Annotated in this window: 21 protein-coding genes and 1 rRNA gene; 14 read left to right on the forward strand and 8 right to left on the reverse strand. The window is 70.5% G+C overall.

Annotation, left to right across the window (positions count from 1 at the left end; genetic code table 11):
• Positions 1–35: 35 nt before the first annotated feature.
• The 5 genes from ABZ312_RS19730 (at position 36) to pstB (ending at position 4,825) form a co-directional block, all read left to right on the forward strand.
• Positions 36–491, forward strand: a complete 456-nt coding sequence (locus ABZ312_RS19730; RefSeq protein ID WP_500359393.1) for an NUDIX hydrolase — start codon at positions 36–38, stop codon at positions 489–491.
• Between the two features lie 213 nt (positions 492–704).
• Entirely contained in the window at positions 705–1,844 is a 1,140-nt protein-coding gene (gene pstS, locus ABZ312_RS19735; RefSeq protein WP_500330721.1) for a phosphate ABC transporter substrate-binding protein PstS, read from the forward strand.
• Between the two features lie 101 nt (positions 1,845–1,945).
• Positions 1,946–2,935: a phosphate ABC transporter permease subunit PstC gene (gene pstC, locus ABZ312_RS19740; protein WP_500330720.1), complete on the forward strand. Its 990-nt coding sequence runs from the start codon at positions 1,946–1,948 to the stop codon at positions 2,933–2,935.
• Positions 2,932–4,005: a phosphate ABC transporter permease PstA gene (gene pstA, locus ABZ312_RS19745; protein WP_500438322.1), complete on the forward strand. Its 1,074-nt coding sequence runs from the start codon at positions 2,932–2,934 to the stop codon at positions 4,003–4,005. Before pstC ends, pstA begins: the two co-directional genes overlap by 4 nt.
• Positions 4,006–4,048: 43 nt before the next feature.
• A complete protein-coding gene (gene pstB, locus ABZ312_RS19750) occupies positions 4,049–4,825 on the forward strand; it encodes a phosphate ABC transporter ATP-binding protein PstB (protein ID WP_500330717.1) in 777 nt (258 codons plus the stop codon).
• Positions 4,826–4,967: 142 nt separating this feature from the next.
• Here pstB and ABZ312_RS19755 read toward each other — a convergent pair whose 3' ends face one another.
• Positions 4,968–5,966: an inorganic phosphate transporter gene (locus ABZ312_RS19755; protein ID WP_499513103.1), complete on the reverse strand. Its 999-nt coding sequence runs from the start codon at positions 5,964–5,966 to the stop codon at positions 4,968–4,970.
• A gap of 5 nt (positions 5,967–5,971) precedes the next feature.
• Positions 5,972–6,592: a DUF47 domain-containing protein gene (locus ABZ312_RS19760; RefSeq protein WP_026251102.1), complete on the reverse strand. Its 621-nt coding sequence runs from the start codon at positions 6,590–6,592 to the stop codon at positions 5,972–5,974.
• Positions 6,593–6,786: 194 nt separating this feature from the next.
• Between ABZ312_RS19760 and ABZ312_RS19765 the strand changes: the two genes are divergently transcribed.
• Positions 6,787–7,161: a metal-sensitive transcriptional regulator gene (locus ABZ312_RS19765; RefSeq protein WP_500438324.1), complete on the forward strand. Its 375-nt coding sequence runs from the start codon at positions 6,787–6,789 to the stop codon at positions 7,159–7,161.
• On the opposite strand, the gene ABZ312_RS19770 is transcribed toward ABZ312_RS19765, so the two are convergent.
• Together ABZ312_RS19770 and ABZ312_RS19775 are read right to left on the reverse strand one after the other, a co-directional pair.
• Positions 7,158–7,364 (reverse strand): hypothetical protein, encoded by a 207-nt coding sequence (locus tag ABZ312_RS19770; protein WP_500438326.1) that lies wholly within the window; start codon positions 7,362–7,364, stop codon positions 7,158–7,160. The genes ABZ312_RS19765 and ABZ312_RS19770 overlap by 4 nt on opposite strands.
• Positions 7,365–7,435: 71 nt before the next feature.
• Entirely contained in the window at positions 7,436–8,290 is an 855-nt protein-coding gene (locus ABZ312_RS19775; protein ID WP_500330712.1) for an SCO4651 family lipoprotein, read from the reverse strand.
• Positions 8,291–8,377: 87 nt separating this feature from the next.
• Between ABZ312_RS19775 and ABZ312_RS19780 the strand changes: the two genes are divergently transcribed.
• Together ABZ312_RS19780 and ABZ312_RS19785 are read left to right on the forward strand one after the other, a co-directional pair.
• Positions 8,378–8,533, forward strand: a complete 156-nt coding sequence (locus ABZ312_RS19780; RefSeq protein WP_500330710.1) for a hypothetical protein — start codon at positions 8,378–8,380, stop codon at positions 8,531–8,533.
• 103 nt (positions 8,534–8,636) lie between these two features.
• A complete protein-coding gene (locus tag ABZ312_RS19785) occupies positions 8,637–10,196 on the forward strand; it encodes an FAD-binding oxidoreductase (protein WP_500330708.1) in 1,560 nt (519 codons plus the stop codon).
• A gap of 27 nt (positions 10,197–10,223) precedes the next feature.
• On the opposite strand, the gene ABZ312_RS19790 is transcribed toward ABZ312_RS19785, so the two are convergent.
• Together ABZ312_RS19790 and ABZ312_RS19795 are read right to left on the reverse strand one after the other, a co-directional pair.
• Entirely contained in the window at positions 10,224–10,919 is a 696-nt protein-coding gene (locus tag ABZ312_RS19790; protein WP_500359391.1) for a phosphatase PAP2 family protein, read from the reverse strand.
• Between the two features lie 199 nt (positions 10,920–11,118).
• Positions 11,119–12,057: a C40 family peptidase gene (locus ABZ312_RS19795; RefSeq protein ID WP_500330705.1), complete on the reverse strand. Its 939-nt coding sequence runs from the start codon at positions 12,055–12,057 to the stop codon at positions 11,119–11,121.
• 391 nt (positions 12,058–12,448) lie between these two features.
• Here ABZ312_RS19795 and ABZ312_RS19800 point away from each other — a divergent pair, with 391 nt between their 5' ends.
• The 6 genes from ABZ312_RS19800 to ABZ312_RS19825 all read left to right on the forward strand — a co-directional run bounded on the left by ABZ312_RS19800 (position 12,449) and on the right by ABZ312_RS19825 (position 19,658).
• A complete protein-coding gene (locus tag ABZ312_RS19800) occupies positions 12,449–12,757 on the forward strand; it encodes a DUF8827 family protein (RefSeq protein WP_319140882.1) in 309 nt (102 codons plus the stop codon).
• Positions 12,758–12,887: 130 nt separating this feature from the next.
• Complete coding sequence (locus ABZ312_RS19805) at positions 12,888–13,709, forward strand: DUF8175 domain-containg protein (RefSeq protein WP_499513096.1); 822 nt, start codon at positions 12,888–12,890, stop codon at positions 13,707–13,709.
• Positions 13,699–14,985, forward strand: coding sequence for a hypothetical protein (locus ABZ312_RS19810; protein WP_500360627.1), 1,287 nt, complete (start codon positions 13,699–13,701; stop codon positions 14,983–14,985). Before ABZ312_RS19805 ends, ABZ312_RS19810 begins: the two co-directional genes overlap by 11 nt.
• Positions 14,982–16,532, forward strand: coding sequence for an SCO6880 family protein (locus ABZ312_RS19815; protein ID WP_500330699.1), 1,551 nt, complete (start codon positions 14,982–14,984; stop codon positions 16,530–16,532). Before ABZ312_RS19810 ends, ABZ312_RS19815 begins: the two co-directional genes overlap by 4 nt.
• Before the next feature lie 157 nt (positions 16,533–16,689).
• Entirely contained in the window at positions 16,690–18,075 is a 1,386-nt protein-coding gene (locus ABZ312_RS19820) for an ATP-binding protein (RefSeq protein ID WP_500330819.1), read from the forward strand.
• 14 nt (positions 18,076–18,089) lie between these two features.
• Complete coding sequence (locus ABZ312_RS19825) at positions 18,090–19,658, forward strand: type IV secretory system conjugative DNA transfer family protein (protein WP_500438328.1); 1,569 nt, start codon at positions 18,090–18,092, stop codon at positions 19,656–19,658.
• An 8-nt stretch (positions 19,659–19,666) separates the two neighbouring features.
• Here the strand turns inward: ABZ312_RS19825 and ABZ312_RS19830 are convergent, their stop codons facing one another.
• Both ABZ312_RS19830 and rrf read right to left on the reverse strand, forming a co-directional pair.
• Positions 19,667–20,176 (reverse strand): GNAT family N-acetyltransferase, encoded by a 510-nt coding sequence (locus ABZ312_RS19830; protein WP_500330695.1) that lies wholly within the window; start codon positions 20,174–20,176, stop codon positions 19,667–19,669.
• Between the two features lie 68 nt (positions 20,177–20,244).
• A 5S ribosomal RNA gene (rrf, locus tag ABZ312_RS19835) occupies positions 20,245–20,337 on the reverse strand; the annotation flags it as partial.

Raw genomic sequence — 20,337 nt, forward strand, 5'->3', positions numbered from 1 at the left:
GCGCCGACCGTCCGGCCCGCCCGTGGGGGCGGCCCGTGACCCGCAACCCGGAAAGGAGCACCGCCATCGCCTCCACCGGAACCGCCGACACCCCGATCCTCGCCGCCGGAGCGGTGCTGTGGCGCCGCTCCCCGTTCGACGACGGCCTGGAGATCGCACTGATCCACCGCCCCAAGTACGACGACTGGTCGCTTCCCAAGGGGAAGTTGAAGCGCGGGGAGACGGCGCTGGACGGCGCGCTCCGCGAGGTCAAGGAGGAGACCGGGCTCGACTGCGTGCCCGGGCGGGTGCTCCCGTCCTCCACCTATCTCGTGGAAGGGCGCACGAAGATTGTGCGTTACTGGGCCGCCGAGGCGCGCGAGGGTTCCTTCGCCCCGAACCACGAGGTCGACCGCATGCTCTGGCTTCCGCCGGCCGCCGCGCGCAACCGGCTCACCCATGAGCGGGACCGTGCCGTGCTCGACGCGTTCCTGCGCGGAACGCGCATGTGACGGTGGCACGCTGAGACGTACGCCACTCGGTGTGGGCTACAGCACCGCACTGATATGCGAGGTTCACCTTGCGTTCACCCTTGGCCGTCGACCACTTCACCTGATCTGCCTAATTTCGGCCTTACCGGTGAGCGAGCAGCCGCCGGGTGGATGCAGAAATCCATACCTCTGCTTCGCCGTCCACCGGCGGGCTTCAGGAAGGAATCACCAAAGGTGAAGCTTCAGCGTAAGAGCGGGCTCCGCGCCCTGGCCGTCGGCGCGGTCGCGGTCTCGGGTGCCCTCATGCTCACTGCGTGCGGTTCGGACGACAACACAAACGCGGGCGGCGACAGCAGCAAGGCACCCACGTCGTCCAGCAGCATCAAGTGCGCGGACAAGGGCGGCCAGCTCCTCGCTTCGGGCTCCTCGGCGCAGCAGAACGCCATGGACGCCTGGGTCAAGAACTACCAGCAGGCCTGCACCGACGCCCAGATCAACTACAAGGCGTCGTCCTCCGGTGAGGGCATCATCGACTTCAACAACGGCACGGACGGCTTCGCCGGATCCGACTCGCCGCTGAAGCCCGAAGAGGTCGAGGCGTCCAAGAAGGTCTGCACCGACGGCACCGGCATCAGCATCCCGATGGTCGGCGGCCCGATCGCCATCGGTTACAACGTCTCCGGCGTGGACAACCTGGTCCTGGACGCCCCGACCCTGGCCAAGATCTTCGACTCGAAGATCACCACCTGGGACGACGCGGCCATCAAGAAGCTGAACCCGGACGCCAAGCTCCCCAGCTCCAAGATCCAGACCTTCCACCGCCAGGACGAGTCCGGCACCACGGACAACCTCACCAAGTACTTCAACGGTGCCGCCAAGGACGCGTGGCCGTACGAGCACGCCAAGGCGTGGGCGGGCAAGGGCGGCCAGTCCGCCGCCAAGTCCGCCGGTGTCGCGGCCCAGGTCAAGCAGGTCAACGGCTCGATCGGTTACTTCGAGCTCTCCTACGCGACCGCCAACAGCATCAAGACGGTGAAGATCGACACCGGCGCCTCCGCCCCGGTCGAGGCCACCGCCGACAACGCCTCCGCCGGCATCGCGCAGGCGAAGGTCGTGGGCACCGGTGCCGACCTGTCCCTGGACATGTCCGCCGCCTACACCACCAAGGCCGACAACGCCTACCCGATCGTCCTGGTGACCTACGAGATCGCCTGCGACAAGGGCAACAAGGCCGAGACCCTGCCGCTGGTGAAGTCCTTCCTGGGCTACACCGCGTCCGAGGAGGGCCAGTCGATCCTGTCCGAGGCCGGCTACGCGCCGCTCCCGGCCGAGATCGCCACGAAGGTCCGCTCCACCGTGGACGCCCTGTCCTAACCCAGTCGACCGGCCCCGCGACGCACGTCGCGGGGCCGGTCGCACTTCCGGTGCACCGCCGCCGGGGGAGTGATCCCCCACCCAGACCGGAGAGAAAACCGATGGCTATAACCGCACAGAAGCCCACCCCGCCACCGTCCGCCAGGCATGCCGGGGCCACCGTCACGCGCGCCGGCGACAAGATCTTCTCAGGCCTGTCCCGTGGTTCCGGCATCCTGCTGCTGGTGATCATGGCGTCGATCGCGATCTTCCTGACGATCCGCGCGATCAACGCGATCTCCAAGGACCAGGGCAACTTCCTGACCACCTTCGAGTGGAACGCCGGCGCGAACCCGCCGGTCTTCGGCATCGCCGTGCTCGCCTACGGCACGATCGTCAGCTCGGTCATCGCGATGGTCATCGCGGTCCCGATCGCCGTCGGCATCGCGCTGTTCATCTCGCACTACGCGCCGCGCCGCATTGCCTCGCCGCTGTCGTACATCGTCGACCTGCTCGCCGCCGTGCCCAGCATCATCTACGGCCTGTGGGGCGCGCTCTTCCTGGTCCCGCACCTGGTCGGCCTGAACATGTGGCTGGACGAGTACCTCGGCTGGACCGTCGTCTTCGAGAAGGAAGACCCCCAGGGCGCGGCCCGCTCGATCTTCACCGTCGGCATCCTGCTGGCGATCATGATCCTCCCGATCATCACCAACGTCAGCCGCGAGGTCTTCCGCCAGGTGCCGCGGATGCACGAGGAGGCCGCCCTGGCCCTCGGCGCGACCCGCTGGGAGACCATCCGCATGTCGGTGCTCCCCTTCGCCCGGTCCGGCATCATCAGCGCCTCGATGCTCGGCCTCGGCCGCGCGCTCGGCGAGACGATGGCCGTCGCCACGGTGCTGTCCGCCGCGCCCATCCTGTCGGTGCACGTCCTGGACCCGGTCGGCGGGACCTTCTCCCAGAACATCGTCGCCAAGTTCGGCGAGGCCAACGAGTTCGGCCGTGACGCACTGATCGCCTCCGGTCTGGTGCTCTTCGTCATCACCCTGCTCGTCAACGGTGCCGCCCGCGCGATCATCGCCAAGCGCAAGGAATACTCGGGGGCCAACGCATGAGCCACGCAGTAGCAGACAAGCGCTCCGCCCCCGCGGTGCCGCAGCGGGCCCTGGCCCAGCGCCGGCTCCCCAAGTGGGCTCCCGCGGGCATAGCCGCCGGCGCGCTCGTGCTCGCCGTCGGCATCGGCCTCGGAGCGAGCCTGGACAGCAAGATCCAGTGGGGTCTGATCGCCGTCCTGCTGTTCGTCCTCGGCACCTACGCGATCGCCGCGATGGTCGAGGGCCGCCGCCAGGCCAAGGACCGGGTCGCCACCAGCGTCATCTGGGCGTCCTTCGTCCTCGCCGCGCTCCCCCTGTACTCGCTGATCCAGACCACGGTCAGCAAGGGTGTCAAGATCCTCGACGGCGCCTTCCTGTCGCACTCCATGAACGGCGTGCTGACCATCGGCGAGGGCGGCGGTGTCTACCACGCCATCATCGGCACCCTGGAGCAGGTCGGCATCGCCACCGCCATCGCGGCCCCGATCGGCATGATGACCGCCGTCTACCTCGTCGAGTACGGCAAGGGCCGGCTCGCCACGGCGGTGACCTTCTTCGTCGACGTCATGACGGGCATCCCGTCGATCGTCGCCGGTCTGTTCATCCTGTCGACCTGGAACCTGCTGCTGGGCTTCGGCCCCTCGGGCTTCGCCGGCGCCATGGCCCTGGCCATCCTGATGATGCCGGTGGTCGTCCGCTCGACCGAGGAGATGCTCAAGCTCGTCCCGAACGAGCTGCGCGAGGCCTCGCTGGCGCTCGGTGTCCCCAAGTGGCGCACCATTGTGAAGGTGGTCATCCCGACCGCGATCGGCGGCATCACCACGGGCGTCATGCTCGCGATCGCCCGCATCGCCGGTGAGAGCGCCCCCATCGCGCTGTTGGTCTTCGGCAACAACCTGATCAACAACGACCCGTTCAACGGCCCTCAGGCCTCACTGCCGTTCTACATCTACCAGCAGTACCAGAACGGCAACGAGCCGAGCTACGACCGGGCGTGGGCGGCGGCACTCGTGCTGATCGCCTTCGTCATGATCCTCAACCTTGTGGCGCGCAGCATCGCGCGCTGGAAGGCCCCGAAGACCGGTCGCTGACGCGGCCAACATCAGCGACCCAAGGATTGCGAGCAACACCACCATGGCCAAGCGAATCGACGTCAGCGGACTCTCCGCCTACTACGGCGGCTTCAAGGCGATCGACGACATCTCGATGAACATCGAGCCGCGCACGGTGACGGCCTTCATCGGCCCGTCCGGCTGCGGCAAGTCCACCTTCCTGCGCACCCTCAACCGCATGCACGAGGTCACCCCCGGCGGCCGCGTCGAGGGCAAGGTGCTCCTGGACGACGAGAACCTCTACGGCCCCGGCGTGGACCCGGTCTCCGTGCGCCGCACGGTCGGCATGGTCTTCCAGCGCCCCAACCCGTTCCCGACGATGTCGGTCTACGACAACGTCGCGGCCGGCCTGAAGCTGAACGGCGTCAAGAAGAAGAGCGACCTCGACACGATCGTCGAGAAGTCGCTGCGCGGCGCCAACCTCTGGAACGAGGTCAAGGACCGCCTCAACAAGCCCGGCTCGGGCCTGTCCGGCGGTCAGCAGCAGCGTCTGTGCATCGCCCGCGCCATCGCGGTCGAGCCCCAGGTCCTGCTCATGGACGAGCCCTGCTCCGCGCTCGACCCGATCTCCACCCTCGCCATCGAGGACCTGATCGGTGAGCTCAAGGAGCGTTTCACCATCGTCATCGTGACCCACAACATGCAGCAGGCCGCGCGCGTCTCCGACCGCACCGCCTTCTTCAACCTGTCGGCGGTGGGCCAGCCCGGCAAGCTGATCGAGATCGACGAAACCGAGCGCATCTTCTCCAACCCGTCCGTCCAGGCGACCGAGGACTACATCTCCGGCCGCTTCGGCTGATCCGTCCCGCAGCCGGCCACAGCCGTCCTGCGGTGCTGCATGGCGGTGCCACCGCAAGGCGAAGGGCCCGCCCCCCGTACGGGGGGCGGGCCCATTTGCGTCGTACCCGGGGCGCAGTACCCGGGGGCGGGTCGTCCCCGGCTCAGCCGAAGGCCACGTGCACCACGGCGTAGACCAGCGCGGCCACCAGCGCCGCGGCCGGCATGGTGATGAACCAGCCGGTCACGATGTTCTTCGCGACGCCCCAGCGGACCGCGTTGACCCGCTTCGTCGCACCGACGCCCATGATGGCCGAGGTGATGATGTGGGTCGTGGAGATCGGCGCCTTGAAGATGTAGGCGGTCGTGTAGAGGATCGACGCCGCCGTGGTCTCGGCGGCGAAGCCCTGCGGCGGGTCCAGCTCGATGATCTTGCGGCCGAGGGTGCGCATGATGCGCCAGCCGCCGGCGTACGTACCGAGCGAGAGCATCGCCGCGCAGGCGAACTTCACCCACAGCGGGATCCCGTCGCCCTCCTCCTGGACGTCGGCGATGGTCAGCGCGAGCACCACGACGCCCATCGTCTTCTGCGCGTCCTGCAGGCCGTGGCCGAGCGCCATGCCCGCGGCCGAGACGGTCTGCGCGATGCGGAAGCCGCGCTTGGCCTTGTGGGGGTTGGCCTTGCGGAAGATCCACAGGATGGCCAGCATCACCAGGTAACCGACGACCAGCCCGACGACCGGCGACAGGAACATCGGCAGGATGACCTTGTCCACCACCCCGGACCAGATGACCCCCGTGCCGCCGGCCAGCGCCGCCCCCACCAGACCACCGAAGAGCGCGTGGCTGCTGGAGGAGGGCAGCCCGTAGTACCAGGTGATCAGGTTCCAGACGATCGCCCCGACCAGCCCGGAGAAGAGGATCGCCATGCCGGTCTGCCCGTGCGGCGTCTCGATCAGGCCCTCGCTGACGGTGTGGGCGATCCCGGTGCCGAGGAAGGCGCCGGCGAGGTTCATCACCGCGGCCATCGCCAGCGCGGCCCGCGGGGTCAGCGCCCGGGTGGACACGGAGGTGGCGATGGCGTTCGCGGAGTCGTGGAAGCCGTTGGTGTACGTGAAGAAGAGCGCGACGCCGATGGTCACGACCAGAGAGAAGGTCTCCACCGGGGTCAGGACTCCTTGACCGCGATGGTCTCCACGGTGTTGGCCACGTGTTCGAAGGCGTCCGCCGCCTCCTCCAGGACGTCCACGATCTGCTTGAGCTTGAGCACCTCGATGGCGTCGTACTTGCCGTTGAAGAGGTGCGCCAGCAGCTTGCGGTGGATCTGGTCCGCCTGGTTCTCCAGCCGGTTGACCTCGATCCAGTACTCGGTGAGGTTGTCCATGGTCCGCAGGTGCGGCATCGCCTCGGCGGTCAGTTCGGCCGCCCTGGCCAGCACCTCGATCTGCTGCTCGACCCCACGGGGCAGTTCCTCGACCTGGTACAGCACCACCAGGTCGACGGCCTCCTCCATGAAGTCCATGATGTCGTCGAGGGACGACGCCAGGGAGTAGATGTCCTCCCGGTCGAAGGGCGTGATGAAGGAGGAGTTCAGCTGGTGGAAGATCGCGTGCGTGGCGTCGTCCCCCGCGTGCTCCGCGGCACGCATCCGTTCCGCGATCTCCGAGCGGGTGGCCGAATCGGCCCCGAGCAGTTCCATGAGGAGCTTCGACCCTGTGACGATGTTGTCCGCGGATGCGGCGAACATGTCGTAGAAGCTCGTCTCCCTGGGGGTCAGACGAAAGCGCACGTGAAGTCCTCGGAATACATCGGTTTCGGTCGCATTGATGCTAGGCGCATCATCCGGCAACAGCTAACCGGCGTCCTACAGTGTCGCTCATCACCGCGGGTGTGCCCTAGCTGGGGTTCTGCACGCACCCTCGCACATTGGGGCGAATTCGGTACGATATACCCTGCCGGGGTATAGGGGGCAGGAGGGACATCATGACGGTCATCGAGACCGGTGGCACCGAGGAACAGGCGCAGTCGCCGGCGGACGACGCCGGGGACGCTCCGGAGCACGGGCACGAGGCGCACCAGCACGGCTACGCCAAACAGAAGGACCAGCACCTCAAGCGGCTGCGCCGCGTCGAGGGGCAGATCCGCGGTCTGCAGCGGATGGTCGAGCAGGACGTGTACTGCATCGACATCCTCACCCAGGTGTCGGCCGGTACGAAGGCTCTGCAGTCCTTCGCCCTCCAGTTGCTGGAGGAGCACCTGCGGCACTGCGTCGCGGACGCCGCGGCGAAGGGCGGACCGGAGGCCGACGACAAGGTGGCCGAGGCCACCGCCGCCATAGCCCGGCTGCTCCGGAGCTAGCGACCGGCCCCTGCCGACCACCGGGTCCCCTGCGCGGGCACGCGGGGGCTCACGTTCAGCACCTCGTCGATGCGCTCGGAACTCAGCCGTTCCTCGGTCGTCGCCGACGCCACGATCATCAGCTCGCAGCACAGCTCGATCTCCGCGAGGGCCACGTGGACCTGATCGTCCTGGTCCAGGAGCCACACCGCCACGTGCACCACCTCCTCCCCGCCCAGCGTAGGGACTGGTGCACGGTCCGTGCATGACACGGACGGGCCATTTCGGCAAGCCCTCAGGGGCCGGTCGCAGAAACGATCTTCCCCGTGTAGATGTCGGTCTCCCGGGGCAGCATGACCCGCACCGGCACCCCGAATCCGTACATCCCGGTCGTCGAGATCACCGTGACCTGCGCCGGCGCGCTCCGTACGCCCGCGCCCCCGCCGTTGCTGAAGGTGAACCGCTGCCGCACCTTGCGCAGCCGGCCGTCCTCGTCGAGCCAGGCGTCGAACGGGACCCGGGTCACGGTGAAGCCCTCCGCCGCGGCCGCGAGCTCCGCCCGCACCAGCGGGGAGGCGATGCGTGCGGCGTCCGCGATGTCCGTGACCCCCTGGTAGTGGCGCACCCGCACCCCGTCCAGGGTCTCCGTCCCGGTCTGCCGCACCTCCCGCGCCCCCCGCAGCAGCTCCACGGCCACCAAGGGGTCGGTCGCGCCCCCCGTGACGAGGTTGCCGTCCGGCAGCCTGGTCGTGTCGACCCGCACCCACTTGTCGGCGGGCACGCCCTCGCCCCGGTTCTTCATGTAGAGGGCGCCGGGCGTCAGCAGCTCCGTGACCGGCTCGTGCTCGGCGTCCCCGGCCGCGTCCGGCGGCAGGACCACCTGGAGGTGGCCGCGGCGCTCGGCGTAGTCGAAGGAGCCGGTGCCCCTGATGGCGATCTTCGTGCCGCCGCTGGCCATCTCCATCGACGTGACGATCTTCGAGCTGCCCGCGGCGGCCAGGGAGTCCACCGCCTGCCGCAGCGTCTCCCCCGCGTCGACCGGGACGCTGTCCACCTCGACGGCCTCACCGGCGGCCGAGCACCCCGCCACCGCCAGCGCGCACAACCCGAGACCCACGGCTGCCACAGTCGCCCGACCGAGCTGCCCCATCTCCGCCAACCCCCTGCACCCGCGCCTCGGACGTCGTCGGGCATAACGAGGGTCAGGGCACCGCGTCACGGCCGGTAGCTTTGTTCCGTGCCTCCCAGCGATCCGCCCCCGCCCGCCCACCGGGCGACCACCACCGAGAAGGGCGCCTTCTCCCGCGCGACCTGCGTCTGCGGCTGGCGGGGCCCGGCCCGCCGGGCGCGCGACCGCGCCCGGCGCGACGCCACCGACCACGAGCAGGGCTGACGACGGTCCGGCGGACGTCACATCCCCCACCCGCAACCGGTCACCTGTTCCCCACCGTCCTCACGGACGACCACACGGGGGAAGCGGAGCGGGAGGCCCCACTTTGAACCGACGAACTTTGATCCGCGGCGGCGCCGGCGTCGCCGCGGCGGGCTGGCTGGCCACGGCCTGCACCCCCGAGAGCGGCCGTCCCGCGCACGCGGGCAGCGCCGCGCCCGGCACCCCCGGCACCACCACGACGGCCGGCGGCTCCGCGTCACCCAGCGCCTCGCCGACCGCCCGCCCCGACTGGAAGGCCCTCGGCCGCACCCTGGACGGCAGCCTCGTCCTGCCCGACGACGCGGACTACGCCACCGCACGCCTGCTGTACAACACCCGCTTCGACGGGCAGCGCCCCGCCGCCGTGGCGTACGTCTCCGGCACCGAGGACATCCGCGCGTGCCTGGACTTCGCCCGCCGCACCGGCGTCCCCGTCTCGGTCCGCAACGGCGGGCACTCCTACGCCGGCTACTCCGGCGGCAAAGGCCGGCTCGTCCTCGACGTCTCGTCCATGGCCTCGGTGAGCCTGTCCGGCGGCACCGCGACCATCGGGGGCGGGGCGAAGCTCATCGACGTCTACACCAAGCTCGGCGCGAGCGGCCGCACCCTGCCGGCCGGCTCGTGCCCGACGGTCGGCATATCCGGCCTCACCCTGGGCGGCGGCCACGGGGTGCTCAGCCGCGCGTACGGGCTGACCTGCGACAGCCTCACCGGCGCCGAGATCGTCACGGCGGGCGGCCGGGTGCTGCGCTGCAGCGCCAGCGAGAACCCGGAGCTGTTCTGGGCGCTGCGGGGCGCGGGCGGCGGCCAGTTCGGCGTGGTCACCCGGCTGACGTTCGACACGCAGGCCTCCCCGCAGGTCGTCACCGGCTACCTGACCTGGCCCTGGAGCAAGGCCGCCGCCGTCCTGCGCGCCTGGCAGGAGTGGGGGCCCACCCAGCCCGACGAGATCTGGTCCGCCCTGCACCTGGACAAGTCGGGCACCGGATCCCCGCAGATCAGCATCGCCACCGTGGGCATCACCTCGCGCGACGGGCTCGCGAACGCCGTCGACCGGCTCGCCGACACCATCGGCGCCCCCGCGACCAGCGTCTCCCTGCACCCGCGCTCCTACCTCGACGCCGCCCTCGCGTACGCGGGCTGCTCGAACCTGAGCACCGCCCAGTGCCACCTGCCCGGTACCACCCCGGGTCGCAGCCCCTCCGGCCGGCTCGGCCGGGAGACCTACGCGGCCCGCTCGGACTTCTACGACCGCTCGCTCTCCGCCGCCGGCATCCAGACCCTCCTGTCCCAGGTGGAGGGGCTCCGCTCCGGCTCCGGCAGCGTCTCCCTCACCGCGCTGGGCGGCGCCGTCAACCGTGTCTCGCCCACGGCCACCGCCTTCGTGCACCGGCGCTCGCGCTTCCTGGCGCAGTACATAGAGAGCCCCGGCACCACGGGCTGGCTGACCGGGCTCCACACGGCCATGCGCCGCCACGCCTCCGGCGCCGCCTACCAGAACTACACCGACGCCACGCTGACCGACTGGCGCACCGCCTACTACGGCTCGGCCGCCGACAAGCTGACCCGCCTGAAGACCCGCTACGACCCCTCGCGGCTGTTCAGCTTCCAGCAGGCCCTGTAACGAGGCCCCGTCCGCCGGCGGCGGCCGTCAGGCGGCCAGGTCCCTGTCGACCGCCGACGGCTCCGGGTAGGGCTCGCCCCGGCGGGCCCCCGGCGACCGGCCGGGCGAGGCCTGCACGAGCACGCCGATGCGGGACCCCGCAACGGCCTTCGTCAGCGGTGTCAGCAGGGCCAGCGCCGCCGGGGCCAACAGCAGCGCGACGGCCGTGCCGAGGGCGAAGCCGCCCAGGACGTCGGTGGGGTAGTGCACGCCCATGTAGACGCGGCAGAAGCCCTCGGCCAGCGCGACGGCGATGGCCGCCAGGCCCCACTTGCGGCTGACCATGAACAGCCCCATCGCGACGGCCATCGTCAAGGTGGCGTGGTCGCTGACGAAGGAGAAGTCGGTCTTCCCCTTCACCAGGACGTCGATGCCCTCGTGGTCCACGAAGGGCCGGGGCCGGTCCACGAAGTTCCGCAGCGGGATGTTGAGCGCCAGCGCGATCGACGCCGCCAGCCCGGCCCAGATCACACCCGCCACGGCCGTCGGCGCCTCGGTGCCGCTGCGGCGCGCCACGCGCCACCAGCACCAGCCGGCGATCAGCACCATGAGCAGGATCAGGCCGTACTCGCCGACGGCCTCCATCACACGGTCGAACCAGCGCGGGGCGTCCTTCGCGAGCCCGTTGATGTCGCGGAGCAGACTGACGTCGGGGTTCGAGCCGTCCAGTGAGAGCTCTGCCACCGGTGTCCCTCACTCTCTTCCGCCGCACCCCCGTGCACGTCCGTGTGGGAGTTGATTCTCCCCCGTCCAACGGACGGCACGGTACGTCGCGTTCCGGTCTCCACCGGATGATCACCAAGGTGTTATCGAAGGGAGACACGTTCCCGCATGCCGGGGCCGGGTGTTCACCCACGGCGACGCCGCGGCGGGCGCGCGACGGTCACACCGCCGCCGCACCTGCCGCCGTCACGCGCGTCGCCCCGATGTAGTCCGGGGTGTCGATCTTGTCGAAGCGGATCACCGCGCCCGTGTAGGGAGCGTTGATCATGTAGCCGCCGCCGACGTAGATCCCCACGTGGTGGATGGACCGCGGGTCGGTCAGGTCGTACGCGAAGAAGACCAGGTCGCCCGGGAGCAGCTCGTCCCGCTTCGGGTGCGGTCCGGCGTTCCACTGGTCGTTGGCCACGCGCGGCAGCTCGATCCCCACCGAGTGGTACGCCGCCTTCGTCAGGCCCGAGCAGTCGAACCTGCCGCCCTGCTCCGGCGTGCCGTTGCCGCCCCACAGGTACTTCGTCCCCAGCTTCTGCTGGGCGTAGTAGATCGCGCCCGCCGACTGTCGCGACGGCCCCACCGGGCCCACGGGCGCCGCGAAGCTCTTCTGCAGGGTCGTGATGATCCGGACGTAGTTCTGCGTCTCCCGGATCCGCGGCACCCCGCCGGCCTGGATGACGCGGTACGCACCCGCGTTATACGCGGCGAGCATGTTCTCCGTCGGGTCCCCCGGCACGTCCTTGACGTAGCCCGCCAGCTCGCAGTCGTACGAGGCTGCCGAGGGGATGGCGTCCGCCGGGTCCCACACGTCGCGGTCCCCGTCACCGTCCCCGTCCACGCCGTGCGTCGCCCACGTCCCGGGGATGAACTGCGCTATCCCCTGCGCCTGCGCCGCGCTCTGCGCCTTCGGGTTCCAGCCGCTCTCCTGGTAGAGCTGTGCCGCCAGCAGCGCCGGGTTGATGGCCCCGCAGAGGTTCCCCCACTTCTGCACCAGGCCCTGGTACGCCGCCGGCACCGCCCCCGTGGCGAGCGTCACCGCCCCGCCCCCGCCCGTCAGCTTCGCCGCCACCAGGTACGTACCGACCACGAGCAGCATGACGAACGACATGAAGAGGCCACCCACGACCCCCGACACCAGCCAGGCCTTCCGCGCGGTCCGTGAAGCCGCCGTCACCCGCCCCACCCCTTCGTCACATCACCCTGCCCGGCACGGAAGGTGACGGTGCGCCAGGCCCTGGGGAGCATCCCCACCCGCAGCGCCGCCAATCGTTGCCCTCCGCTCACCACCGTGATACACAGAGTAGTCAACAAAGTCCCATCGAACACCGGATCGCACGCCAGTGTGTCCAGTCTGGCGGTTGCGGCCCGGATCACACCGGGGAATCGGCTGAGAAAGTCGCCGAGTCGACATACGACGGCGGCATCCTCCGCCAAGATAGACCTTGGCTCCTTGCGCCCCGTCGAGGACGCCAACTGATCTAGCGTGGTGGTGAGTTCTCATGTTCCTGGCGGCCGACAAGGGCGACATCAACACCATCATCGGTGGTATCGCCCCGGACTGGGGGCCTTTCGGTTCCCTGGGGAACGAAGCACGCGTCATGATCGAGGTGGTCATGGCAGTGGCGATCCTGCTCTGCCTGGCCATCGCGATCTGGGGCGCGGCGAAACAGCGCATCGGAGCCACGGCACTCCGCGACACCTTCAGTGCGGAGCAGGGCAAGGGACTGATCATCGCCGGCCTGACCGGCGTGTTCATCATCGGCTCCCTCGGCACGCTCTTCACCATCGTCTACGGGATGGCGGTCTAGCGACCACGCGTCGGACTCCGCCCCATCCCCTGCGCACTGTCCCCGAGGGGCCCGTCCCGGCCCCGCACCCCACCCGAGGCTGTCTGCTGATGCCCACTCACCCGATGACCCCCGAGGGGGCGAGCCCCCGATGAGCCTCGGCCAGGACGGCCCCCCGACCCGTACCCGTCTCCCCGAGCCCCCGCCCGGCACCGGCGGCCCCTCCCGCCGCCCGCAGCGCTCCAGCCGCAGCCTCGTCACGGTCGTCGGCGTCGTCGTGCTCCTCATCGCCGCCATCGCCTTCGCCAACCGCGGCGGCGGCTCCCCCTCCGACTCCCCCGGCGGCGGCAGCCAGAGCGGCGGCTCCTCCAACGGCGCCCGTTCCCAGCCCACATCCCCCACCGGCACGAAGCCGGTCAACGGCAAGGACGCGGGCATCCCCACGGGTTACGCCCGCACCGACCAGGGCGCGCAGTCGGCGGCCGCCAACTACGCCGTGGCGCTCGGCTCCGACGGCATGTTCGACGAGGCCCGCCGCCACACGATCGTCGCGGCGATCCACGCCCCCGAGGTCGTCGACCGCCTCCAAGGTGACCTCGACCGTGCCTACTCGCCCGGTTTCCTCGCCAACGTGGGGCTCAACGAGGACGGAAGCGTGCCGGACGGCTACACGTTCGTCTCCCGCACCGTCCCCGTGGGCACCCGCGTGACGGGCTTCTCCAAGAACGCGGCGACCGTCGAGGTGTGGAGCACGGGCCTCGTCGGCCTGGCCGGGGAGGGCTCGACGAAGCCCGTGAGCCAGACGTGGTTCACCATCACCGAGCAACTCGTCTGGGTTGACGGGGACTGGAGAATCGAGACGTCCGGCCAGAAGGAGGGACCCGCGCCCGTCAACGGCGACAACCGCGCGGCCGACGCCGAGGAAATCGCCAACGCGGTCCAGGGTTACGGAGGGTTCACGTATGCCAGGTAGCCACCGGCGCCGCGCGCTGTCCCTGACCGCCCTAATCGCGGCTGCCCAGACGACCCTCGTGCTGGCCGCCTCACGCGCGGCGGCCGCACCCAGCCCCACCCCCAGCCCGAGCGGCAGCAGCAACCCGTGCGACCTGATCGTGGGGCAGGCCCGCGACTACTGCGAGGGCGGCACAGGGTCCAAGAACACCCCCTCCGTGGCGGACCCCCTCGACCCCCTGGACTCGCTCGCGCGCGGCTGCGCCGACGCCGCCGCCTGGGTCATCGACGGCCTCTCCAAGGCCGTCAACAGGACCGCGGCCGTGGACTTCACCAACAAGGCGTTCCTCACCCAGTACGCCGTCGTCTTCGCCGCCTCCACCTTCCTCACGCTCCTCCTGTGGCTGCTGGCCGTCGCCAAGCGCGCCGTGCGCGGGGTGCCCCTCACCGAGGCGCTGACCGAGGCGGTCGGCTTCCTCTGGCTCACCGTGATCGCCTCCGCCTTCACGCCGCTGATCCTCTACACCGTCGTGTCGGCCACCGACGGCATCACGGAGGTCATCGCCTCGGGCACCTCCGCCGGCACCGACACGTTCTTCGGCTCGTTCCAGGACGCGTTGACCAAGGACTCCGACATCGGCGGCGGCCCGATCATGCTGATCGTGGTCTCCCTGGTGTCCGTGCTCGCCGCCGGCGTCCTGTGGCTCGAACTCGTCATCCGTGCCGCCCTGCTGTACGTCGGCGCGCTGCTCGGCACCGCCGTGTACTCGGGCCTGGTCGACAAGAACATGTGGCACCACGTGCGCCGTTGGGCCGGGATCATGATCGCGGTGATCCTCGTCAAACCGGTGATCGTGGTCGTGCTGGGCCTCGCGGGCGCGCTCAGCGGCTCCGACGGGCCCACCGCGTTCGGCGCCGTCGTATCGGGTCTGGCCATCATCCTGCTGGCCATCTTCGCCAGCGCGATGATCTACCGCTTCGTCCCCGGCTTCGGCGACGACGTGGCCAGCCTCCGCAGCAACCGCAAGGCGAGCGCCGAGTCCCAGGCCGCCGCCGTCATCTCCTCCCCGGCCGCGCTGGTGAAGCAGGGCATCAAGACGCACAGCACCCGCGGCGGCCCCCAGGAGCAGGCCTCGGGCGGCGGCGCACAGCCCACGAACGCCGTGCCCAGCGGCATCGCCGCGCACAGCAGCCGCAACGGCACCGCGCCGGCGCCGGCCCCCGCGCCGCGCACGAACCCTGACCGCGGCAACGGCGGCGGAACCACCAGCAAGACAGCAGGAGGCGAAAGCCGGTGACGTCCCAGCCCTACGCCGCACCGCAGCAGCGCCGGACGTACCTGATCGGCAAGGCACGTCCCAACGCCATCGTCGGCAAGAACCGCGAGACCGGTGAGATCGCCCTGATCATCGTCGGCGCGTTCCTCGGCATGATGAGCGGCCTGCTGATCCCCGTGCTGCCGCTGCGCATCCTCGGCCTGACGGGCTGGCCGCTGCTCGCCTTCGCCGCCGTCTACATGCCCTACCGGCGCCGCACCTTCTACCGCTGGTTCGAGATCAACCGCAGCTACCGCCGCACACTGCGGTCGGCCGCGACGTACCGCTCCACCGCCGCCGAGTCCGGCACCCGGCTCGACGGCCGCGAGGTGGAGATCGGACCGCCCCCCGGCATCGGCCGCATCACCTGGCTGTCGGCACCTTTCGGCCCGGACGAGATCGCCGTGCTGCTGCACGTCGACCGGCGCACCGTGACCGCCGCCATCGAGATCGAGGGCCCCGGCGTCGGCCTGCGCGACAGCGAGGACCAGGAGGCCCTGGTCGAACGCTTCGGCACCCTGCTGAAGCACGTGGCCAACGGCGACGGCTTCGTCACCCGGCTGCAGATGCTCGCCCGCACCCTCCCCGCCGACCCCGACGCCCACGCCAAGGACGTCGCCCAGCGCGGCAACGACCGGGCCGAGCAGTGGCTCAAGGACTCCTACGACCAGCTGCAGTCGATGGTGTCGACCTCGTCCGAGCAGCACCGCGCCTACCTCGTCGCGTGCATGCACTACAGCCGCGAGCTCGCCGCCGAGGGCAACGCCATCGCCCGCGCCGCGGGCGGCGCCCGCAAGTCCCTCGACAAGGACGCCGGCATCGCCGCCGTCATGGCCCGCGAACTCACCGACATCTGCGCCCGCCTCACCGAAGCCGACATCCGGGTCCGGCAACCGCTCGGCCAGGCGCGGCTGGCGTCGCTCATCCACTCCATGTACGACCCGGACCACCCGATCGACCACATCCAGGCGATGACCCGGCGCAACGCCTGGCCCGCAGAACTGGACGCCACCGAGCCGACCTTCCTCCAGGCCAAGACCCGCGAGTCGGCCACCCGCGCCCCCTGGTGCCACTCCACGGCCTGGATCAAGGAGTGGCCGCTGACCCCCGTCGGCGTCAACTTCCTCGCCCCGCTGCTGGTCCACACCCCGGACGTGATCCGCACCGTCGCCGTCTGCATGGACCTCGAACCGACCGACGTCGCCATCGAGCGCATGCTCACCGAGAAGACCAACGACGACGCCGAGGCCAGCCGCGCCGCCAAGATGAACCGCGTCGTCGACCCCCGCGACCTCGCCCACCACACCCGCATCGACCAGCGCGGCGAGGACCTCGCCTCCGGAGCCGCGGGCGTCAACCTGGTCGGCTACATCACGGTCTCCTCCCGCTCCCCGGAGGCCCTGGCGCGCGACAAGCGCACGATCCGCGCCTCCGCGGGCAAGTCGTACCTCAAGCTGGAGTGGTGCGACCGCGAACACCACCGGGCGTTCGTCAACACGCTTCCGTTCGCGACCGGCATCCGCCGCTGAGGGGCCGGGAGGTAGCACCATGCGCCTGTGCGCACTTGACGCACCGTCTCCAGGGACGGCGCTAATGGGAAGGACGACAGGGACAACGATGCCACGCCGGAGCCTGCGCCCCAGGCGCGACGACCGCTGACGCCGAGGAGGCTCTCCACCCATGGCCATGCTGGACCCCCTCGCAGCGATCACCGACGCCTTCACCAGCTTCCTCTTCGGCAAGGTGGAGTCCACCCGGCTCCCCGTCCGCACCTCCACGGGCCAGGCCCAGGCCGTCTACATGCCGACCGCCGCACCCGGCCTCGGCGACTCCGGCGTGATCATCGGCCGCGAGGTCTACTCCGGCAAGGGCTACATCTACGACCCGTTCCAGCTGTACGGGCAGCAACTCCCCGCCCCCCACTGGCTGGTCCTCGGCGAGTCCGGCAACGGAAAGTCCGCCCTGGAGAAGACGTACGTCCTGCGGCAACTGCGCTTCCGCGACCGCCAGGTCGTCGTCCTGGACGCGCAGGGCGAGGACGGCGTCGGCGAGTGGAACCTCATCGCCAAGGCCCTCGGAATAACGCCCATCCGCCTCGACCCGATGGCGGCCCTCGACGGGGGCATCAAGCTCAACCCGCTCGACCCGGCGATCACCACCACGGGCCAGCTCGCCCTGCTCCGCACGATCATCGAGGTCGCGATGGGCCGCGGCCTGGACGAGCGTTCCGGCTTCGCGCTGAAGGTCGCCCACGCGTACGTCCACGACACGGTCACCGACCGCCAGCCGATCCTCACCGACATCGTGGACCGGCTGCGGCACCCCATGGCCGACTCGGCCGAGTCGATGAACGTCGACCTGGAGGACGTCCGCGCCTGGGGCCTGGACGTGGCCCTCGTCCTCGACCGGCTCGTCGACGGCGACCTGCGGGGCATGTTCGACGGCCCGACGACCGCCGGCATCGACCTCGACGCCCCGCTCATCGTCTTCGACCTGTCCCACATCGACCGCAACTCCATCGCCATGCCGATCCTCATGGCGATCGTCGGCGTCTGGCTGGAGCACACCTGGATCCGCCCCGACCGGAAGAAACGCATCTTCCTGGTCGAGGAGGCCTGGCACATCATCAACAGCCCGTTCGTCGCGCAGCTCTTCCAGCGACTGCTGAAGTTCGGCCGCCGTCTCGGCCTGTCCTTCGTCGCCGTCGTCCACCACCTGTCCGACGTGGTGGACGGCGCCGCCGCCAAGGAGGCCGCGGCGATCCTCAAGATGGCCTCCACGCGCACCATCTACGCCCAGAAGGCCGACGAGGCGCGCGCGACCGGCCGGGTGCTGGGCCTGCCCCGGTGGGCGGTGGAGATCATCCCCACCCTCACCCCCGGCATCGCCGTCTGGGACGTCAACGGCAACGTGCAGGTCGTCAAGCACCTCATCACGGAGACCGAACGGCCGCTGGTCTACACCGACCGCGCCATGACCGAGGCCTCGGCCGACGAGGACGACAGGGCGGACGGGATCGACGAGCCCCGGGTCTCCCTCGACAAGCAGCTGGCCGACGACGCGGTGGCCTGAACGGGGACCTGACCATGGCGAGAGCGCAGCACCACGGACAGGAGCGCGAGGGCGGCATCCCGGACGGGCTGATCCTCGGCGTCATGGGCTTCCTGCTCGGCATGACCGTCCTGGTGTGGACGGGCACGGGGATAGCCGGCCTCGTCTCCCACGGGGCGTGGCCGGCCGAGGTCCACTTCACGCGCACGCCCGTGGCCATGCGCCACCTCATCGCCGACCCCCACGACATCGCCGGGGCCTGGCGGCCCGCCCCGACGGCGGGGCTGCCCGGCTCCGGGCTGTTCTGGGGCGTGTTCATCGGGCAGTTGATGGTGCTCTTCGTCCTCACGGTCTTCGTGATGGGCGTCGTCGCCCGCACCCGGCTGCGCCGCGCGGCACGCCGTACGGCCGTCCAGAAGGCCGCGGAGGCTGCCGTGGAGCCGGGGACCCCCATCCGGACCCGCCAGGCCGCGCAGCGGCCCGTGGAGGCCCCTGAGCCGGCCGCCCCCGAGCCTGAACCCGCACCGGTGGGGCCTGCCACCGGCGTCCCCGCCGCCGGCCCCGCGGCTCCGTCGGTGACCATCGACCGCGAACTCACCCGCACCTACGCCGCCTTCGCCGCCCTCCGCAGCGACAAGGGCAAGCGCCTCGTCCAGCCGTCCGTCCTCAACGCGGCGGGCCCGGTCCTCGTCACCACCGCCGACCCGGACACCTTTCACCAGACCGTCGGCAACCGCGCCAAGCTCGGCCCGGTCCACGTCTACGACCCGGCCCACCTGGTCGACACCCCGGCCCGGCTCCGCTGGGCCCCGCACTCGGGCTGCGAGGACGTCCCCACAGCCGTCACCCGCGCGCGTGCCCTGCTCTTCCCGGTACGGCCGCGCGCCGCGGTCGACGCCGCGATGTTCGACGCCGCCGAGACCCTCCTGCGCTGCTGGCTGCACGCCGCCGCCGTCGACGGCCAGCCCTTCCGCCAGGTGCACCGCTGGGCCGGCGGCACCTCCGGCCAGGACGCCGTCCGCATCCTGCGCACGCACTCCAAGGCCGCCTCCGGCTGGAGCGGGGAGCTCGAGTCCGTCCTCCACGCCCACACCCACCGCCGCGACGCCGCCCAGGCCCTCGTCCACCGCGCCCTGGAGTCCCTCAACTCCGTCCACATCCGGGACGCCTGCAATCCGGGACGCGCCGACGGCCTCGAGCTGGAGTCATTCCTCAAGGATCTGGGCACGCTCTATGTGGTGGGCGAACCCAACGAGGATCCGCGAACCCACCCGGGTGCGATGCCGTTGCTCACCGCACTCGTCTCCAGCGTGGTCGAGCACGGCCGGCGCATGGCCGCAGGGTCATCCTCCGGTCGGCTCGACCCACCAATGACCCTCGTGCTGGACGACATCGCCGCCCTCGCGCCGATCCCGGAGCTCCCCGACCTCCTGGCCACCGGCACCTCGGCGGGCTTGCCCACCCTGGCCGTGCTCCGCTCCCCCGAACAGGCCCGCGACCACTGGCGAGGGCCGTTGTGGCAGCGCGCCGACACCCGCCTCGTCCTCGGCACCCAGCCCCCCGCGCTCCTCGAAGAGGTCCCGGACGCGGTGCGGTTGCCCTAGCGCGCTCCCTAAGGGCGCTCCAGCTCCATCTCGTACTCGGTCTGCGACTCGTCCAGCGGGAACGCCATCGTCCTCCCCGTCCTGACGAAGCCGAGCCGCTTGTAGAAGGCCTGCGCCCGGTGGTTGTCCTCGTGCACCCACAGCCGCACGCGCCGCACCTGCTCCGGCAGCTGCCACGACCACTCGATCGCCGCACCCAGCAATTCCGCGGCCAACGCCCCGCCCCGGAACTCCGGCCGTACGTAGACGCCGACCAGATGCGTCTGGGGCACGGCGAACTCCTCGCCCGTCTCCACGAGTACGGCCACGTTCGCGACGCGTTCGCCGGCCTCGTCCTCCGCGATGAACGCCTGCGTCCGTCCCCGCTGCTGCCACACCTCGTCGGTGAACGCGGCCTCGGTGTCGTGCGTGTTGACGAAGGCCACGCTGCTGGCGGGGTCCTTGAGCGCCTCCAGCCGCAGGGCCCGCTGGGCACGCCACTCGTCGGGCCGGGATGCACGTATCGTGTAGCTCGTCATACCGCGATCGTACGCAAAAAAGCCCCGGCCCCCGAGTGATTAAACTCGGGGGCCGGGGCTCAAAATTTGTTCGGCGGCGTCCTACTCTCCCACAGGGTCCCCCCTGCAGTACCATCGGCGCTGAAAGGCTTAGCTTCCGGGTTCGGAATGTAACCGGGCGT

This window comes from Streptomyces sp. NPDC006207, from assembly GCF_040613835.1.
GTDB lineage: Bacteria > Actinomycetota > Actinomycetes > Streptomycetales > Streptomycetaceae > Actinacidiphila.

Excerpts from the sequence above, each read along its gene's own strand:
- pstC (WP_500330720.1), top strand. The coding sequence starts at position 1,946 with ATGGCTATAACCGCACAGAAGCCCACCCCGCCACCGTCCGCCAGGCAT.
- pstA (WP_500438322.1), top strand. The coding sequence starts at position 2,932 with ATGAGCCACGCAGTAGCAGACAAGCGCTCCGCCCCCGCGGTGCCGCAG.
- pstB (WP_500330717.1), top strand. The coding sequence starts at position 4,049 with ATGGCCAAGCGAATCGACGTCAGCGGACTCTCCGCCTACTACGGCGGC.
- ABZ312_RS19765 (WP_500438324.1), top strand. The coding sequence starts at position 6,787 with ATGACGGTCATCGAGACCGGTGGCACCGAGGAACAGGCGCAGTCGCCG.
- ABZ312_RS19775 (WP_500330712.1), bottom strand. The coding sequence starts at position 8,290 with ATGGGGCAGCTCGGTCGGGCGACTGTGGCAGCCGTGGGTCTCGGGTTG.
- ABZ312_RS19795 (WP_500330705.1), bottom strand. The coding sequence starts at position 12,057 with ATGTCGTTCGTCATGCTGCTCGTGGTCGGTACGTACCTGGTGGCGGCG.
- ABZ312_RS19800 (WP_319140882.1), top strand. The coding sequence starts at position 12,449 with ATGTTCCTGGCGGCCGACAAGGGCGACATCAACACCATCATCGGTGGT.
- ABZ312_RS19805 (WP_499513096.1), top strand. The coding sequence starts at position 12,888 with ATGAGCCTCGGCCAGGACGGCCCCCCGACCCGTACCCGTCTCCCCGAG.
- ABZ312_RS19810 (WP_500360627.1), top strand. The coding sequence starts at position 13,699 with ATGCCAGGTAGCCACCGGCGCCGCGCGCTGTCCCTGACCGCCCTAATC.
- ABZ312_RS19820 (WP_500330819.1), top strand. The coding sequence starts at position 16,690 with ATGCTGGACCCCCTCGCAGCGATCACCGACGCCTTCACCAGCTTCCTC.
- ABZ312_RS19825 (WP_500438328.1), top strand. The coding sequence starts at position 18,090 with ATGGCGAGAGCGCAGCACCACGGACAGGAGCGCGAGGGCGGCATCCCG.
- ABZ312_RS19830 (WP_500330695.1), bottom strand. The coding sequence starts at position 20,176 with ATGACGAGCTACACGATACGTGCATCCCGGCCCGACGAGTGGCGTGCC.